Annotated in this window: 16 protein-coding genes; 10 read left to right on the top strand and 6 right to left on the bottom strand. The window is 51.8% G+C overall.

What is annotated here, in order from left to right; all coding sequences use genetic code 11:
• The 4 genes from WNY38_RS12685 (at nucleotide 1) to WNY38_RS12700 (ending at nucleotide 3,620) form a co-directional block, all read left to right on the top strand.
• Nucleotides 1–1,914 (top strand): SGNH/GDSL hydrolase family protein, encoded by a 1,914-nt coding sequence (locus tag WNY38_RS12685; protein WP_342857714.1) that lies wholly within the window; start codon nucleotides 1–3, stop codon nucleotides 1,912–1,914.
• A gap of 12 nt (nucleotides 1,915–1,926) precedes the next feature.
• A complete protein-coding gene (locus WNY38_RS12690) occupies nucleotides 1,927–2,658 on the top strand; it encodes a LamG-like jellyroll fold domain-containing protein (RefSeq protein ID WP_342857715.1) in 732 nt (243 codons plus the stop codon).
• A gap of 126 nt (nucleotides 2,659–2,784) precedes the next feature.
• On the top strand, nucleotides 2,785–2,973 hold the full coding sequence (locus WNY38_RS12695; protein ID WP_342857716.1) for a hypothetical protein: 189 nt from the start codon (nucleotides 2,785–2,787) through the stop codon (nucleotides 2,971–2,973).
• A 26-nt stretch (nucleotides 2,974–2,999) separates the two neighbouring features.
• Nucleotides 3,000–3,620 (top strand): hypothetical protein, encoded by a 621-nt coding sequence (locus WNY38_RS12700; RefSeq protein WP_342857717.1) that lies wholly within the window; start codon nucleotides 3,000–3,002, stop codon nucleotides 3,618–3,620.
• Here WNY38_RS12700 and WNY38_RS12705 read toward each other — a convergent pair.
• A complete protein-coding gene (locus tag WNY38_RS12705) occupies nucleotides 3,613–3,759 on the bottom strand; it encodes a hypothetical protein (protein WP_342857718.1) in 147 nt (48 codons plus the stop codon). The two genes, WNY38_RS12700 and WNY38_RS12705, sit on opposite strands and share 8 nt — an antisense overlap.
• Nucleotides 3,760–4,051: 292 nt before the next feature.
• Here WNY38_RS12705 and WNY38_RS12710 point away from each other — a divergent pair, with 292 nt between their 5' ends.
• The 3 genes from WNY38_RS12710 (at nucleotide 4,052) to WNY38_RS12720 (ending at nucleotide 6,114) form a co-directional block, all read left to right on the top strand.
• On the top strand, nucleotides 4,052–4,495 hold the full coding sequence (locus WNY38_RS12710) for a DUF2852 domain-containing protein (RefSeq protein ID WP_342857719.1): 444 nt from the start codon (nucleotides 4,052–4,054) through the stop codon (nucleotides 4,493–4,495).
• 119 nt (nucleotides 4,496–4,614) lie between these two features.
• Complete coding sequence (locus tag WNY38_RS12715; RefSeq protein ID WP_342857720.1) at nucleotides 4,615–5,103, top strand: RDD family protein; 489 nt, start codon at nucleotides 4,615–4,617, stop codon at nucleotides 5,101–5,103.
• 150 nt (nucleotides 5,104–5,253) lie between these two features.
• Nucleotides 5,254–6,114, top strand: coding sequence for an arginyltransferase (locus WNY38_RS12720; RefSeq protein WP_342857721.1), 861 nt, complete (start codon nucleotides 5,254–5,256; stop codon nucleotides 6,112–6,114).
• Between the two features lie 15 nt (nucleotides 6,115–6,129).
• Here WNY38_RS12720 and WNY38_RS12725 read toward each other — a convergent pair whose 3' ends face one another.
• The 4 genes from WNY38_RS12725 to WNY38_RS12740 all read right to left on the bottom strand — a co-directional run bounded on the left by WNY38_RS12725 (nucleotide 6,130) and on the right by WNY38_RS12740 (nucleotide 11,310).
• Nucleotides 6,130–6,594, bottom strand: a complete 465-nt coding sequence (locus WNY38_RS12725) for a hypothetical protein (RefSeq protein WP_342857722.1) — start codon at nucleotides 6,592–6,594, stop codon at nucleotides 6,130–6,132.
• A gap of 152 nt (nucleotides 6,595–6,746) precedes the next feature.
• Nucleotides 6,747–9,101, bottom strand: coding sequence for a TRAP transporter large permease subunit (locus WNY38_RS12730; protein ID WP_342857723.1), 2,355 nt, complete (start codon nucleotides 9,099–9,101; stop codon nucleotides 6,747–6,749).
• Nucleotides 9,102–9,150: 49 nt separating this feature from the next.
• Nucleotides 9,151–10,080 (bottom strand): C4-dicarboxylate ABC transporter permease, encoded by a 930-nt coding sequence (locus WNY38_RS12735; RefSeq protein WP_342857724.1) that lies wholly within the window; start codon nucleotides 10,078–10,080, stop codon nucleotides 9,151–9,153.
• A gap of 135 nt (nucleotides 10,081–10,215) precedes the next feature.
• A complete protein-coding gene (locus WNY38_RS12740) occupies nucleotides 10,216–11,310 on the bottom strand; it encodes a twin-arginine translocation signal domain-containing protein (RefSeq protein ID WP_342857725.1) in 1,095 nt (364 codons plus the stop codon).
• A gap of 307 nt (nucleotides 11,311–11,617) precedes the next feature.
• On the opposite strand from WNY38_RS12740, the gene WNY38_RS12745 reads away from it, so the two are divergent.
• Both WNY38_RS12745 and WNY38_RS12750 read left to right on the top strand, forming a co-directional pair.
• Nucleotides 11,618–13,075 carry a cache domain-containing protein gene (locus tag WNY38_RS12745; RefSeq protein ID WP_342857726.1) on the top strand — a complete coding sequence of 486 codons (1,458 nt, stop codon included), beginning with the start codon at nucleotides 11,618–11,620 and terminating at the stop codon, nucleotides 13,073–13,075.
• On the top strand, nucleotides 13,065–13,712 hold the full coding sequence (locus WNY38_RS12750) for a response regulator transcription factor (RefSeq protein WP_342857727.1): 648 nt from the start codon (nucleotides 13,065–13,067) through the stop codon (nucleotides 13,710–13,712). The genes WNY38_RS12745 and WNY38_RS12750 overlap by 11 nt, the downstream gene beginning before the upstream one ends.
• Before the next feature lie 113 nt (nucleotides 13,713–13,825).
• Here the strand turns inward: WNY38_RS12750 and WNY38_RS12755 are convergent, their stop codons facing one another.
• Entirely contained in the window at nucleotides 13,826–15,715 is a 1,890-nt protein-coding gene (locus WNY38_RS12755) for a PhoX family phosphatase (RefSeq protein ID WP_342857728.1), read from the bottom strand.
• Here WNY38_RS12755 and WNY38_RS12760 point away from each other — a divergent pair.
• Entirely contained in the window at nucleotides 15,714–15,839 is a 126-nt protein-coding gene (locus WNY38_RS12760; RefSeq protein WP_342857729.1) for a hypothetical protein, read from the top strand. The genes WNY38_RS12755 and WNY38_RS12760 overlap by 2 nt on opposite strands.
• Nucleotides 15,840–16,215 lie beyond the last annotated feature (376 nt).

Raw genomic sequence — 16,215 nt, forward strand, 5'->3', positions numbered from 1 at the left:
ATGGCAAATGGTGTTACGACAGATAACTTGGATGAAGCCTCCACCATCACCGAGTTGATCGCAAACGGAGAGACGGGCACGGTTCTGATTTCTTTTGAAAATCTGGCAAAGCTGCTTGCCAACAGCGGCGATGTGGCTGATCAGCTTGCGGTCAATGTGGTGTCGCTTGATGGTTTGACGACACGCATGACATCCGTTGAAGATACTCAAACGACAAATCAGATCGTTGAGACAGCATGGACTGACGGCCTTGCAGATTTAACGCCGACCATTGTGGGCCAAGGTGCTGAAATTCTCGACAGCGCAACGGGCGCGCACACTGACCCTGTAACGCTTGAGAGCGTGTCAGACGCTGGTCGGTACAAAGGCTACGCTTTAACCTTGGGCGCTTGGGAACGCATCGGTGACACAGGGCTTGGATCGAAGGCTGATAAATACGTCGAAACAGGCCTTGCTGCCGTCGAGATAAACCTTACGGCCGTCGAGACAGACATTGCTGACAAAGCGGACAAGTCCACAATTGATATTGGTCAACGCTCAGACGGAATGATGGAATTTCTTGACGCAAGGGGCTTTGTGGGCGTTCAGTTTTCGCCATATAAAATATACAGCACCCTATTTGAGTGTGGTCCTGACATGTTGCGAGCGGGTGGCATTGAAGTGACTTCAAGCGCTGATATTGACCGCCCTGTCTTGCGTGATCAAAGGGGGTTTGAATTCGGCTTGATCGGCATCAATGACGTGATGTCTGTTGAGGACGTTTCCGGTGTCTACTTGCGCGATCAAAGGGGTTTTGAGATTAAGCTAAATGGTGCCGCGTCTGCTGCCACTGCTGCTGCCACTGCTGAAACAGTCGATGACACTCATGAGATTTCAACCGATGGGCGCAGCCTATATGCAATGCGTGCGGCGCTATCAATCCTTTTAGAAAGCGCAAGCGGTGTAGCTAAATTCGTCATGGTCGGGGATAGCTGGACTGAGCGCGACACCATCTCAAACCCCTTTGCTAAAATGCTTCACGACTTATACGGCCAAGGCGCGTCCGGTTACGTCAGCTTGTCTCAGACGACAGGTGAACTGAACGACATCTCTGTTTCGTTCTCTGGATTTACAGAGCACGACATCACATCCGAGCGGAATGACAGTGCGGGTCCATACGGCCCTTGTGGCGGCTGGCTTGAGGCCACAGGCACAACAGAAACAGCAAGTGTGTCTGGCATTTATGGCTCGTCTATCAACATCTACTATGAAGACGGTGACGGGACATTCCGTTACTCTGTCGATGGTGGATCATGGGTAGACGTTGTTGGTGGCTCGACGGGTGATGCGGCGAAAGTATCAATCACGGGTCTAGACATCGCGACCGCGCACACAGTCGATATCGACACAACGGGGAACAGCGGAACGGTTTCTTTGGTCGGCTTGTACGCCACGGGGATTGATGGCGTCGAGTTTTCGAAAGCTGGTAACGCGGGTGCGATTTCGACGGATTACAACCTGTATATTGCCAATGGTATGTGCGTGCTCGTTCTTGCAGATATCGCGCCACAGGCGATCATGGTCTCTCTCGGCACGAATTGTGTCAGTTCTAACAAATCGCCCACCGCATATAAAACTGCTGTTTCCGGCATCGTGGCCGCGTACCAGTCCGCATATGAAAATTGCAGCTGTCTTCTTGTCGGTGCTCCAGAAAGCAGTCGCACTGGCACATACGAAATGTCCGATTATACGGATGCGTGCTTTGAGATCGCATCCGAAAACGACCTTGTTGATGCGTATGATATGCTGTCCATGTTTGGACCCTACTCCGTCACGTCAGGTCTTGGCGTGTGGGCAGATAGCGCACACCTCAACGACGACGGTGGACGCATGTTCGCGTCATTGATCTTCTCTCAATTCTACAAATTAGCGTAAGGAGCCTTAGAAATGGCAAATGCAAAACTCATCGTGCCGCAGTCGGCAAACTATGAAGATGTCGCTACTAGCTGGGGGGCGGTGGTTCAAGATGACCTGTTATACGTGAACTTTTTTAACCTCTTGGCGTATCTTGACCGGAACCTTGCGCGTGACATCGACACGACATCTGAAGTTGTTGGCTCGCCTGTGGTGACCGATGAATTTGTCTCCTTAAATGAAGATGATTACATCGACACGGGCATTCTGCAAGAAAGCGACAGCTTCACATATATTGTCGTCGTGAAGCCCTCGGTTGATCTAAAAGACATTTTCGTGATTGGGAATTATAAGGGCGGCACCAACGCTGGTGCGTGGCTGTACTTGGATGACAACGGCACAGAAGACGGGACACTGACCGCACGTTTCGGTTCTGTGCATGGTGGCGCGGCAAAACTCACTTCTACAGGTGTTCTGGCCGTTGATACGCCTTATGCGTTTGCGGTCCGCTATGATGCCACGACCCTCACAAAAACAATCTTTTCCCTCACAACAGATACTTCAGCAACCACGACACTCACGACAGAAATGGACGGGCCGTCTGCCAACACAATTTTGCTGGGCACCTCCTACACTTCCGCAAATGACGCGATGGCCGATTTGTACACGGCAATGATTTACGGTGCCGCACTTACTGACGATCAAATCGCCACGCAATACGCCCAAATCAAAAGTGCGATGGCCATCAACGGCGTGGCCGTTTAAATCCACTGATGTGATCCTGCCGTTGTGCCGTGACACCAATATTTGCAGCGAAGAAGCGCGCGTTGGCCGTCAATCAAACACCGCCACCGCGCCGTTAAACAGACGTTTAAGAGTAGGAGAATTACAATGGAAACCATCGAACACATGCTCGCCCTGACCGTCTACACGCTTTTGGTTTTGGTGTTCGTATATTTGAGTTACCGCTTCGGCACCTTATCTACAGACAACAAACAACAACGTGGGCGGGGAAGTGTAGAACTTAGAGTTCACCAAACATACGGTGCCCCGCCCCCCAAGCCTAAACCACGGATGTAGCGCAAGAGAAGAAAAGGACAAAGCACATGAGTGACGTACAAACCCTGCTTACCCTTCCGATGGACACTTTGGCCGTACTTGGCGCGGGATATATGGGGTATCGGATCGCCTATACTGGAGACGATCAAACGCACAAATCCGTAGACGTTGCCTTTATCAGTTTGGCATTTGGGCTGGTCTGCGGCCTCGGTATGCGGGTCAAAGTTGGCGGCCCTTATGAGATTGAAATTTCTGTCGCAATCGGGATCGCCGCAACAATACTAGCGGCTGCAATTTGGAAAAAGTATCTCGCCAATTGGTGCCGTGAAGTCTTGGCAGTTACAAATGTATCGTATTCAGACGGGCGCAGATCAGCTTGGGACAGCATCCGCATTTCGACCAGAAACAGGCCAACGCAGCTTGTGGTGCGCCAAAAGAACGGAATACATCTTAAGTGCGACTATCTGAAAAGCTTTGAACCCTATCCGCACGGTCCCTGCGTTTTTGGCGAAGACGGCTCAATCGCGCTCTATGTCACGCACACCCAAAATGGCTCTGACCCCGACTGGTCTTTGGTGCAATCAACCAGCACAGAATTGGGACTGCAAATGACCTACATTCCCGCTGATCAGATTGCCGCAATAGAAATGCGGAACTTGATCACTTAGGTTTTTTGGGTGTCGGGGTGGCGCGTTCTGTTTTTGCTGGAGCGAACTGCAATGCAGTTCCGAACTTTAGCCCTGCGTCACCAGCCTTCGGGGTTTCGGCATTTAGAGCAATGATTGTGTCTTTATCTTTGTCAGCCATGATGTTCTCCGAATCTGATGATCGGGCCACTCTACCACGGTGATTTCGAACCGTTCACCAAAAATGGTTTGCTGCAACATTCGCTGTCATTCACTGCAAGAATACCTGTCGCGCTACAACAACAGCTACAACAAAAAAAATTACGTAAAACACTGGTAATAAATATTAAATAAATAAATGTAATAAACATTCACATCTTGCCTTGCAAAACGCGTGACAAAACCCAATCTTGGTAATGTGAAAGACATTTACATAACTTCAAACACTCAAACATAACCAAGAAAGACACCCAATGACACATGCCGCTGATTTTGAAACTGTTCCTGCCCGCCCACTCGGTTGGTTCGCACGCGCTGAAAACTGGCTTGACGATAAAGGCAAAGGTGCCTGGATCGCGGCCATGGTGCTTGGCTTTATCTTCTTATGGCCCGTTGGCCTCGCCCTTCTTTTTTATATGATTTGGAGCAAACGCATGTGTAGCAAATCCTCTTGTGGCCCGCGCGGCCACCGCCACTCCCGACACGCAGCCTTTAAGTCTTCTGGCAACTCAGCTTTCGACGCTTACAAAGCCGAAACGCTGCGCCGCTTAGAAGATGAACAAGGCAGCTTTGAAGCCTTCCTTGAACGCCTACGCGCCGCGAAAGACAAATCTGAGTTTGATCAGTTCATGAACGATCAGAGCAAAAAAGCGAGCGAGCTGTCTGAGACAGACAAAGGCGTCACCCAAGACGCATAAGGCTAAGTTCAGCAATCGGCACGGGTGCGCTTGCCTGTCTCCTCCCAGAGGCGCACCCAACGCGGCCCTTCTTAGACGTTCCAGCGCTTTCCATAAACCCAATTTGGTGACACACTACCATGACCCCCTATTTGCACGAGACCGAAACAATGTACCATGATGACACCGCCCTTTGGGGCCTACCAGACCCCCACAGCCAAAGCGGTTTTTATGAAAACCTGCCGACCAAGCGCCTGATCGCCTTTGTGATTGACCTTGTGGTGGTTGTGGTCTTGTCCGCTTTGATCGTGCCATTTACAGCCTTCACGGGGATTTTTTTCTTTCCATTTTTGGTTGCAGTTGTCAGTTTTGCCTACCGCATTGTGACACTCGCGCGTGCCTCAGCCACTCTTGGTATGCGCATGATGGGAATCGAATTTCGAACTGCAAAGGGCGAACGTTTTGATCTTGGCATGGCAGTTTTACACACGGGACTCTTTACCGTTTGGTCGTCGATGGCGCTGCCACAGGTGGTGTCCGTTGTGTTGATGCTGACCACAGCACGCAAGCAAGGCCTGTCAGATGTGATCCTTGGTACTGCTGCAATCAATCGACCTTCGCAGTTTTAATCAAACCGAAATTTCGTGAATGTTAACCAAAGGGCGCAAATATAGGCCCTTTGGTCCTGTTTGCTTCGCATTTGAACTCTTGAGCTCTTGCAGGAACACGGCGGTTTGGTACTATAAACACATCCCAAAAGAACGGCCCGTTTTTCAGCTATGCGTCATTCACTTCCACATGCTCCGCAGTTTTACGTGACCACGCCTCAGGCTTGTCCCTATCTTGACGGCAGGATGGAACGCAAACTGTTCACAGCATTGCAGGGCGAAAACTCAGTTCAACTCAATGACAGCCTCTCCAAGCAGGGGTTTCGCCGTTCACAAAACGTGCTGTACCGTCCCACCTGTGTCGACTGCAATGCGTGCCTATCAGCGCGCATTCGGGTCAAAGATTTCGTGCCGACCAAAAGCCAAAAACGCGCTGCTAAGAAAAACGCTTACCTCACACGAGCCGCAACTTCGCCTTGGGCGACAGAAGCGCAGTTTGAGATGTTCCGCGAGTATTTGGAATCGCGTCACGCGGACGGTGGCATGGCGGATATGGATGTGTTCGAATTCGCCGCCATGATCGAAGAAACGCCGATCCGTACGCGTTTAGTCGAATATTATACCCCTGCGCCAGAGACCAACAGCCGCGCTTTGGCGGCGACCTGTTTGACCGATTTGCTGGATGACGGCCTGTCGATGGTCTATTCGTTTTACAAACCGGAATTGACCAAAGACAGCCTTGGCACATTCGTTATTTTGGACCACATTGAAATCGCTCGCGACGCTGGTCTGCCATACGTTTATTTGGGCTACTGGGTGCCTGGATCGAAAAAGATGGGCTACAAAGCGCGTTTTTCGGCGCTTGAAGTGTATAAAAATGGCGCTTGGGTGACTGTCGATGATCCAGATACTTTTGAGGCCCCTACAGCGGATGAGGAGAACCAACCCATCGCTGAACAGGTCGCCAACATCAGCTTGCCACGGCGCGAGACAGATGACTTGAAAGAGCCTTCGACGGTCACTGAGCTTTAGGTCACCACTTGACCATCAATGATATGCTGGTCGCCGACACTGCCCCGAAAGCATGCCGCTGGCATTCCCCCCGACCAATAGACCAAGCTGCTGGGCAAGCCCGACAGCCACAGGCACCACATCAGCGCGCAGCAACAGCATTCCCACAAGCATAGCGTCTTCTGAGTCGCCCTCGGCCGCCAAGCGGACAAATTGCGCGAAGCTTGCCTCGTCCGCGCCGATACAACTGCAAGCGCCGTCATGTGTCATCAAGGGACGTCGCGCGTTTCTAATGACAAACCCCATGAGCGTATCAAAGGCCGATCGCGCAGTGTCTGCACGCGCAACATCTGTAAGTGCGGCATAGCTTTCCCAAAAAGTGAACTCTTGCGCTGTCCCAAAGGTTCTGAGCGCGGTGATTAAGAACAAAGTCTGCGCATCAACCACGTCAACACGAGACACAGGGGCAGCGCCGGCTAGACGGGGATCAAATTGGGTCACGGGTGATTCCTTGAGTTTATACCTGACTATTTAGATAAGATTACAGGGTCAGTTTTAAAAATCAATACCTGATTTTTTTAGTCACGTATAAGGCGTCCCCAAAAAAAGGCCCCGCAAACTGCGAGGCCCTTCTCAATACATGTGTCCAAACTCTACCGCGCCAAGAGGTTCGGAATGATCGTGACCACATCAGGGAAGAGCCACAAAGTGGCCAGACCTGCGACTTGGATCAACACAAACGGAATGATCCCGCGGTAAATGTGCCCCGTGGTGACAGAGGGCGGCGCCACACCGCGCAAGTAGAACAGCGCGAAACCAAAGGGCGGCGTCAAGAACGAGGTCTGCAAGTTCACAGCGATCATGATCGTCACCCATTTCGGATCCATCGTGCCGCCGTAAATCACAGGCCCCACAATAGGAACAACGATGTAGATGATCTCAAGGAAATCGAGCACAAACCCCAAAACAAACAGCACGGCCATAACCAGCAAGAAGACAGTGAACTCGTTGTCAAAGCTGCGCAGGAACTGCTGGATGTAGTGCTCGCCACCAAAGGAAATCACCACAAGGTTCAAAAGCTGCGACCCGATCAAAATGGTGAACACCATCGAGGTCACCTTGGCCGTTTCGCGTACGACGACTTTAAGCGTGCCATCGCCTAGCAAAACGTAGCAAGAGTACAAGATGCCAAAGAAGGCAAAGTAGTAACACCCCAGCGCCACGATATAGGCGATCCAGTCTTCCAGTGGCACATCGTCCCGCGTGATCCGTAGGTCAAAGTTTGCGCCGACCAAGATCATCACAACTACGGCAAAAGCCCCGCCGATGATAATCTTAGACACTTGCTGTTGATCGCGCAGCTTGCGGTAAGCAGCCAGCAAAAGCGCGCCCCCTGCCCCAAGACCAGCAGCCGGTGTTGGGTTGGTCACACCACCCAAAATCGAGCCAAGCACGGCAACGATCAAAATGAGTGGGGGGAAGACAACGCGGAACAATTCATTGCGCGCCAAGTTCACAACGGCTGTTTTCATACCGAATGCGATCAACGCGAACGGAATGAGATAGATCATAAATGCCGTACCAGGTGAGGTCAGCGGGCTGACAAACAGCATGTCCAGCGCCAAGACCGCAATGACACCAACAGCACCAACGATCAAGGGACGCGCATCAGATGACAGGGACACGCCACGGCCAAAGCCAAGGGCTATGGACAACATCACCATCACAACCAAGATGCCTTTGCCGATTAACGGTGCGTCAGCAACAGCCTGCGCAGTCAAGTCGAGCATTTCAACATCCGTACGACGTACGCTTTCTTGCGTATTGCCACTGTTGTTGATCGCCAGTTGCTCTGCAACAGCCACATCCCACGCCTCTTGACCATGCAAAGTGATCATCGCTTCTTGGCAAGACTCGTTCACATTGGTGCGCAGGCTGGCACGGTCGCCAATATCCGTGAACTGGTTCACTTGGATGGTTTGCGAACCCGCGATGCCAAACTGGCCCGACATGATCGCCATACCGATGACAAACACAGGCATAGCTACGAACCACAAGATGCCTTCGCGGCGTGTGATTGGCTCTGATGAGGCTGATTCAAAGTGAACGGGTGGCGCTTTGGCGGGGTTCAAAAGTGCATAAACAAAGGCGTAAAGCGCATAGAAGAATGCCAGCATTACGCCCGGCAAAATCGCTGCTTGGAACAATGTGCCAACGGACACAACCGCTGGTTTGCCCAAATAGGTCAAAGCATCTGTACAGCCAAAAGACTGCGCACGCGCTTCTTGAGCTGCGGAATACAAATCACCCGCAAGTGTACCAAGCAACACAATCACGATGGAGGGCGGAATTATCTGCCCCAAAGTGCCAGAGGCCGCAATCACACCGGTCGCCAGTTCAGGCGAATAGTTGTGTTTCAACATCGTCGGCAAAGACAAAAGACCCATGGTCACAACTGTCGCGCCCACGATACCTGTTGAAGCCGCCAGAAACGCGCCCACGATGACAACGGACACAGCCAAGCCACCGGGCAGCGGGCCAAAAACACGCGCCATTGTGGTCAGCAAATCGTTGGCAATCTTGGAACGCTCCAACACGATGCCCATCATCACGAACATCAAAACAGCCAAAAGCGTCTCGATAGATGCACCCGCAAACACGCGTTCGTTCATACGGTTGACGATAAAGGACAGGTTGCGATCCATCGCCCGCTCCCAGCCGCCGTCGAACAAGGGCTGAGCGTAAGTGGGCAGATCAGGATACCTGAAATGCGATATGTTGAGAGGATTTATACCCGCAGCCGTCAGATCTTTATAGGCCTGCGATCCTGTGTCGATGGCCTCGTGGATCAAGATACCAGCGCTGTCGAGCGTTGCGATAATACCAAAGGACAAAAGCCCTGCCCCGCCGATGGCAAAAGCCACAGGAAAGCCTGTCAAAATCCCAGCAAACAAACTGAGAAAAACGATGATGAGGCCGATTTCTACGCCATCAAGTCCGAAAATCATGAGCCGAGCCCCTTAGTGCAAATATTAAAGTGTGTGGAGTAGGTCATGATCAATGCGTCCCCTCAAAGGCTTCTTCGCCTTTGCCAAGCGTGTCTTTGTCCAAGTACTTTCCAGCGCTTTCCTCGCCTTCTACGAGCTCAAGGAACGAGCGGTAGAAGAAGGCAACAGCCTGAACAAATACAAGAACAAGAAACGACAACATCAAGATTTTAAACATGAAATAGGCGTTGAACCCGTCACCGGTAAAGGACACGGTTTCCACATTCCATTTGACGATCCGCGCTTTGCGCAGCATCAATCCCAACTTGTCAGAAGCCGATACTTTTGGCGTGATCAGGTGACGCCACAAGAAATACCAAGCGTACATCCATGTCAGCGTCGCCACGGGGATCATAAACATCAGCGACCCGAACATGTCGATGCCGCGTTTCACACGGTGAGACACGCTTGAATAGACCAGATCCACACGGACATGGCTGCCCTGCACGAATGCGTAGGACACACAAAGTGCTACGACGATGGCGTTCTCGAATTTGATGCTTTCGGACCACCACGTCACCGATTGGGTAAACCCTGTGCCAAAGGGCGAAATCGAAATTTGGCCGATGCGGAAAATAGACTGCAAGAACACGATCATGATCTGTTGCAGCACCATCAAAAGACCCGCCCAAGCGGCCAGCCGACCAACCCCGTTTGTGAAGCCTTCGAACACTCGGACCACGCCCCAAAGAAAGCCGCGGTTGAAAAATCCGATGACTGTGACGATCAAGAACAGGTCAAAGAACACAAAAAACAGCTCGGTTGAGCCGCCGTAATATACAAAGCGCAAAAGGCTTTCTGTGTTAGACCAATCGAGCCATAAGCTTGGGTGCGAGATCGCATAAACCATGTGCCAAAAGCCCATGCCAATATTGCTGATCAACCACCAAAGCCCGCCAATGACAGCCCCGAGGGCCGATGTTGCGGCATCTTCTTGCATGTTTGGATGTCTCCCGAATCCCAAGACCTTTTTGGCACCACGCGCAGTACAGGCACAGTGCAAAAAAGGTCATACCGTAAAAAGGAATGTGCGCAAAACCGCGCACATTCCCATGATTTCAAAATGTTGATGAACTTATTTAAGGTTTGCCAAAACGCGGTCACGTTGCGCAGTGTAAACACTGTCAGAACGACCAGCCCAACCAGATGTCGCCGCCATAGAGGCTTCAGCGGACGCACGGATATCAGCAAAGAGCGGATCATCCATTTTGCCGTCGAGAACTTCTTTAGAGGCCGCACCAAAGGCATCCCAAATGTCATCTGAGAATGACATAACTTGTGTCCCACCTGAGATCAAACGCTCAAGCGCTGGACCGTTGTTTGCCATGAACAAAGAGTAGTTGTGCTGATGCGCATCGCCAGAGGCAACTTCGATCGCTTTTTGCTGACCAGGTGTAAGGTCATCAAAAACTTCCAAGTTGGTTGCAACAGACAAAGCCGCACCAGGCTCGTGGAAACCCGCTGGGTAGTAGAAGTCACAGACTTCTTGCAGACCGAGCTTTTCATCAGACCAAGGGCCGATCCACTCAGTGCCGTCAAGCGCGCCAGTGGACAAAGCTTGGTAGATTTCGCCACCCGCCATGGTCACAACAGATGCGCCGAGTTTTGCCAAAGCTTCGCCGCCAAGACCAGGCATACGGAATTTCAGACCTTGGAAATCAGACGCGGACGCCATTTCTTTGCGGAACCAACCGCCACCTTGACCACCGGTTTGACCCGCGATGAAAGATTTAAGGCCAAAGATTTCACCAAGCTCGTGGTGCTTTTGCATGCCGCCCATGCCGTAGTACCACACCATCATTTCAGGCGCTGTCATGCCGAAAGGAACAGTGGTGAAGTACGCCCAAGCAGGGTGTTGGCCCGTGAAGTAGTAATCAGCGCCGTGGTACATGTCGGCTTGGCCGGATGTGACTGCGTCAAACACTTCAAGACCGCCAACCAGTTCGCCAGCCGCTTTTGGCTCAATGGTCAACTGGCCATCTGTCATCTCTGTGACGGATGTTGCAAAACGCTCAACAGAGTCCCAAACGCCAGCAAGGCCGCGTGGCCAAGTTGTAACCATTGTCAAAGTGCGCTTGCCTTGTGCGTAAGCAGGTGCTGCCAATGTGGCTGCTGCGGCTGCGGATGCACCGCCAAGTGCGGATGTTTTCAAAAAAGAACGACGATCCATAGAATGATTTCCTCCCAATATATCTATGATAAGTTTGCAGCCTTACCTCAAAGTGCTACAGATTCAAACGACGTGTCTTTGACGCTGACGTATGAAACCGACCTCACGCAGTAAGAGGCCAAACTCAAAAAACGATAACGATCCTTAACAATTGGATAAATACCCAAGTCTACGTAGACTTGCCAGTTTTGACGACTTTTTTTGACCAATTGCTTATATTTTGTGACACAAACAAACAAATCCGCGCATGGATTGACGCCAAAGCGTTGGTGCCTATTCTGCGATTCGACTTCACAAGGCCCCACACATGCTCAAACGACTGACATCGCTGCTGCCATTAAGCTATGCGCAAAAGCTATTTTTGCTGGCAACGATCCCGCTTTTGCTTGCGGTCGGGGCCATTTCATTGCTTGTCGCTTTTCAAGCCCGTCAAATGGCAGAGCGCGAAATATCTGAGTTGGAAAGCCAACTGGTGTCAGCCAAGCAAGAGGAATTGCAAAACTATCTGCAACTGGCGCGCACCTCGATCACGGCAGAATACAATCCCGCAGGCCCGCATGACGCAAACGCCAAGCTGAAGGTGACGCAAATCTTGTCAGCGATGACATTTGGGCGCGAAGGATACTTCTTTGTCTTCGATTACGATGGCACGAACCTTGTGGCACCGCGTCAAACCAATCTCATCACGCGAAACTGGAAAGGTCTCACAGACAGCCAAGGCACTCCCATTGTCGATCGATTGATTGATCTCGCAAAAAATGGTGGCGGCCATCATTCCTATATGTTCACCAAACCATCTACAGGCAAAGAGGCGCAAATGATGGCCTATGTGATCGGGTTGCAAGATTGGCAATGGGCGATTGGTACAGGTGTCTTCGTCGATGATGTGCTCGATTCCGTGGCTGCCGCCCGCGCCGAAGTCGAACAGCGCGTTAAGAAGACATTTCTATATATTGGCGCTATTGCTTTGACGGCCGTTTTGCTGGTGTTTTTATCCGGCATTTTCATCACCGTGCGCGAACGCAGGTTGGCCGATGCCAAGCTCAAAGAACTGACCCAGCGTATTTTCGACACCCAAGAAGAAGAACGCATTCGTGTGGCCCGTGAACTGCACGACGGGATTTCGCAGATTTTGATCGGTGCGCGTTTTGCCATGGATTTGGCGTGGCGGCGTTTGCAAAAAGGCGATGCGCGCGTCAAAGAAAGCATGGAGAAAAGCGTCGACATGCTGGGCGGAGCCATTTCTGAGGTCCGCCGCATTTCGCGCGACCTGCGCCCAGGTGTACTGGATGATTTGGGTCTTGGATCGGCGCTGACCTCTGTGGCCGAAGAATTCAAAGCTCGCACGGGCATCGCGACCTCATTGGAAACCGTAGTGTTTCGCAACCGTCTTGATGAAGAGGCCAAAACCGCGCTGTTCCGCATCGCCCAAGAAGCCCTCACCAATATCGAACGCCATTCGGGTGCCACCGAAGTGCATATCAGTGTGCGCGGTCACCGAACGGGTGCGACGATGATCGTGCGCGATAACGGGCGCGGGATTGACATCTCAAATGGAAAAAAAGGTCGCGGCATAGGCTTGCGCAATATGCAAGAGCGCATGGAACAGCTGGACGGCACCTTAACCATCACCGATCTATCGCCCGGAACATTGATTGACGCCACGGTGCCACTCAAGCATATCTTGCCCCCAGCCAAGCCAGTGCAGCGCAAAGCCGCTGTTAAGTCCAAAGCCGTCTCTAAAGGGGATCAAAATGACAGATAAGAACCCCACCCGTGTGTTGATCGTGGACGACCATCCGATGGTGGCCGAAGGCATCTGTGCTTTGCTGGAAACCTTTGATGACATTGAAGTTGTTGGCACTTTGACCAATGGCGTCGAGGCTGTAGAACATGCGCAAAGCCTGTCGCCTGATGTGATCTTGCTTGATCTGAATATGCCGCAAATGGGTGGGCTGACCGCGACGGAAATTTTGCTTGAACAACGCCCAGACACGCGGATCTTGATTCTTACGATGCATGAAAGCCCTGAATATATCTCGGCGGCGCTCAATCATGGCGCTGTTGGATATGTGCTCAAAGACGTGCCGACAGAAGATTTAAAAGACGCAATCGATGCCGTGATGGCGGGCAAAACCTATCTTTGCAGCGGCGCGCGGCGGGCCATCGATCCTAAAACCCAAGACGGGCGCGAACCGCTGACGGAACGCGAACAAACTGTGCTGTTGGAACTGGCGCAAGGCAAATCCAACAAAGACGTCGCTTGCGCGCTGGATATTTCAGTCAGAACGGTTGAAACGCACCGCAAAAACATCAAACGCAAGCTGGGTATTTCGTCGACCGCAGGCCTGACGCGCTACGCGATGGAACACGGTGTTTTGCAAGGTTCTGGGCGTTTCTAGCCCCAACAAGTCGGGCTTATCCGTTTGCCAAACCTCGCTGCTCCAGCCACGCCCTTAACGAAAAAGGGTGCAGCAGAAGCCGCACCCTTATCATACTTAAAAGGTCTTTTGTCTTAACCGATTGTCGCGCCATCTTTGCGCCAGAAGGCCACAACGGATGAACGTGGTTTGTCGCCTTCGCCCATGTCAGGCCAAGTGCCGCCCGGATGCTGGACGCCGACAAAGCCAGTCTTTTTATCAGCAGACCAGCAAAGCCCTGTGACTTCTGCACCATATGGTACAGTCATAAAGCGTGCGATTTCGCCGGTTTCTGGATCACCAATCAACATCTGATTGTTGCCCATGCCTGCAAATTCGCCTTCATTTTTGTAATCACCATCTGTTTGGATCCAAAGCATCCCATCAGATGAGAACGCCATGCCATCTGGTGAGTTGAACATGTTGCCAGAGTTGATGTTGTCGGACCCTGCATAGGCATTGTCGTAAACGTCAGGGTTGCCTGCCATCACATAGAGATCCCATGTAAACGTGTCGGCTGCGTGGTTTTCATCGCTCGGTGTCCAGCGCACGATTTGACCGTAGTTGTTGGTGTCACGTGGGTTGGCCGCGTTCACAGATGTGTCGTCGCCACCAGCGTTTGGTTTCACGCCACGGTTTTTGTTGTTGGTCAAAGCGCAGTAGGCCTCGACTTTCAACGGGTTGGCTGCAACCCATTCAGGACGATCCATGGTTGTCGCTTGCACGGCAGAAGCTGCCATACGGGTGAAACACAAAATTTCGTCGGCTGACATGCCTGTGGCGTCTGGTGTCAAGGCCAGCCATTCACCGGTTTGGTCATCGTTGAAACGCGCCGCAAACAGCATACCGTCGTCCATGATGCCTTCAGGTGATGTGCCCTCGGCCCATGTGTTTGTGGACACGTATTTGTACAGGTATTCACCGCGCTCATCATCGCCCATGTACACAACCACGCGACCGTCGGATGCGTGGACCATTTCAGCGTTCTCATGCTTGAAACGACCCAAAGCGGAGCGTTTGATCGGCATGGATGTTGGGTCAGCTGGGTTGATCTCAGTGACGAAACCGTGGCGGTTAGGCTCGTTAGGTTCTTGTGTCAGATCAAAGCGTGGATCGAATTTTTCGTAAGCATAGCGGCCTTCACCACCGATACCGTAACGCGATTCACCCAGTGTTGAGGCGTGCTCGCCTGTTGCGCCGAAGTAACCGTTGAAGTTTTCTTCGCAGGTCATGTAAGTGTTCCAAAGCGTTTTGCCCGCGCCACAGTTGTTCATGGTGCCTTTGACAGTCATGCCCTCAGGATCAGCGTTGGTTTTGACAAAATCAGACCCAGCCAATGGACCGGCGATTTTCATCTCTGTCTCATGGGTGATGCGGCGGTTGTATTTGGAATCGACGACAACTTCGAAACCGTGGCCGGTGTCTGCCACTTCCATGACAGTCACGCCTTGCAGGTTTTTCAACAAGTTCACTTCATCCGCAGTGCGCGGTGTACCCTCTGCCTCAGTAGGCAAGTTGATTTTCGGGTTTACGTATTCAGAGTTCACAGTGATCAGCGTTGCGCCGTCCACTTCATAAAGCTCCATACCGTCTGTGTTTTCGCCAAACACTTTGTCGGACATCTCAACAGATACGCCGGTTTTGGCGGAATATGCGTCTTTGGCCTCGGACCACAACGCATCGCCCCAACGCACGAGAACCTTAGTCTCGTAGCCCTCTGGCACATGCACCAAGTCGTCTGTTGCGATATCGATTGGCTTGAAGGCGAATTTCATGTGGCCGTCAGCTTTGGCTGCTGTCGTGCTGGTGAAAAGCCCTGTGCCGAACACGGCTGCACCTGAGCCAAACGCCAAAGCGCCGCCCAAGAAACCGCGGCGCGACACGGCGCGCTCGACAACTGCATCAAAACCATTGTTGTCCTCGCGCGGGTCGCGCAGCTCGTCAAATTCATCCCAAGACAGGTCTGTAATATCGGTCTTTTTCATGGCTCAATCTCTTTTGCTAGACAAGACAGGTCTGCGCGCCTGCGCAAACATCGCTCCCGATGTGCCAGTTGTGCATGACCTATCTGTGACAGCCATGAAACAAAGATATGAAATGACCGTTTAGAATGGTGCGACACCACCCGCGACGTCCCAAAGGAGGCAAGATGGTTTTTTCTATTTTTTGCCGCGCGTGGACTGCTAGAATTGCAAATATACCCGAAAAAGACCACCTCGCGCAATATTGTTTCAAAAAATCACACCAAAAGATGCCTTTTATGCGGATTTCGCGGTTGACGCCTTGGAAAAGGACTCCTAATGTCCCCTAAAGTCAATTTGGAGTGAGTAAGATGAACAATCTTCTTCTAGTCGTCGTGGGAAGTGTGCGCATGGGCCGGTAACGGTTGACCATATAGGTTCCCATGCGCCCCCGAATTTCGGGGGTTTTTTTATGGGATATCTTTGGGTTTAATCTGGACCCGCGATGCCTTAGACCCATGCAA

Origin of the sequence: Pacificibacter sp. AS14 (assembly GCF_038899935.1) — a bacterium.
Classification (GTDB): Bacteria; Pseudomonadota; Alphaproteobacteria; order Rhodobacterales; family Rhodobacteraceae; genus Celeribacter.

What these genes read in the sequence shown, in the direction of transcription:
- WNY38_RS12710 (WP_342857719.1), top strand. Translation starts at nt 4,052, where the DNA reads ATGACACATGCCGCTGATTTTGAAACTGTTCCTGCCCGCCCACTCGGT.
- WNY38_RS12715 (WP_342857720.1), top strand. Translation starts at nt 4,615, where the DNA reads ATGACCCCCTATTTGCACGAGACCGAAACAATGTACCATGATGACACC.
- WNY38_RS12700 (WP_342857717.1), top strand. Translation starts at nt 3,000, where the DNA reads ATGAGTGACGTACAAACCCTGCTTACCCTTCCGATGGACACTTTGGCC.
- WNY38_RS12730 (WP_342857723.1), bottom strand. Translation starts at nt 9,101, where the DNA reads ATGATTTTCGGACTTGATGGCGTAGAAATCGGCCTCATCATCGTTTTT.
- WNY38_RS12745 (WP_342857726.1), top strand. Translation starts at nt 11,618, where the DNA reads ATGCTCAAACGACTGACATCGCTGCTGCCATTAAGCTATGCGCAAAAG.
- WNY38_RS12685 (WP_342857714.1), top strand. Translation starts at nt 1, where the DNA reads ATGGCAAATGGTGTTACGACAGATAACTTGGATGAAGCCTCCACCATC.
- WNY38_RS12705 (WP_342857718.1), bottom strand. Translation starts at nt 3,759, where the DNA reads ATGGCTGACAAAGATAAAGACACAATCATTGCTCTAAATGCCGAAACC.
- WNY38_RS12750 (WP_342857727.1), top strand. Translation starts at nt 13,065, where the DNA reads ATGACAGATAAGAACCCCACCCGTGTGTTGATCGTGGACGACCATCCG.
- WNY38_RS12735 (WP_342857724.1), bottom strand. Translation starts at nt 10,080, where the DNA reads ATGCAAGAAGATGCCGCAACATCGGCCCTCGGGGCTGTCATTGGCGGG.
- WNY38_RS12740 (WP_342857725.1), bottom strand. Translation starts at nt 11,310, where the DNA reads ATGGATCGTCGTTCTTTTTTGAAAACATCCGCACTTGGCGGTGCATCC.
- WNY38_RS12695 (WP_342857716.1), top strand. Translation starts at nt 2,785, where the DNA reads ATGGAAACCATCGAACACATGCTCGCCCTGACCGTCTACACGCTTTTG.
- WNY38_RS12755 (WP_342857728.1), bottom strand. Translation starts at nt 15,715, where the DNA reads ATGAAAAAGACCGATATTACAGACCTGTCTTGGGATGAATTTGACGAG.
- WNY38_RS12760 (WP_342857729.1), top strand. Translation starts at nt 15,714, where the DNA reads ATGGCTCAATCTCTTTTGCTAGACAAGACAGGTCTGCGCGCCTGCGCA.
- WNY38_RS12690 (WP_342857715.1), top strand. Translation starts at nt 1,927, where the DNA reads ATGGCAAATGCAAAACTCATCGTGCCGCAGTCGGCAAACTATGAAGAT.
- WNY38_RS12720 (WP_342857721.1), top strand. Translation starts at nt 5,254, where the DNA reads ATGCGTCATTCACTTCCACATGCTCCGCAGTTTTACGTGACCACGCCT.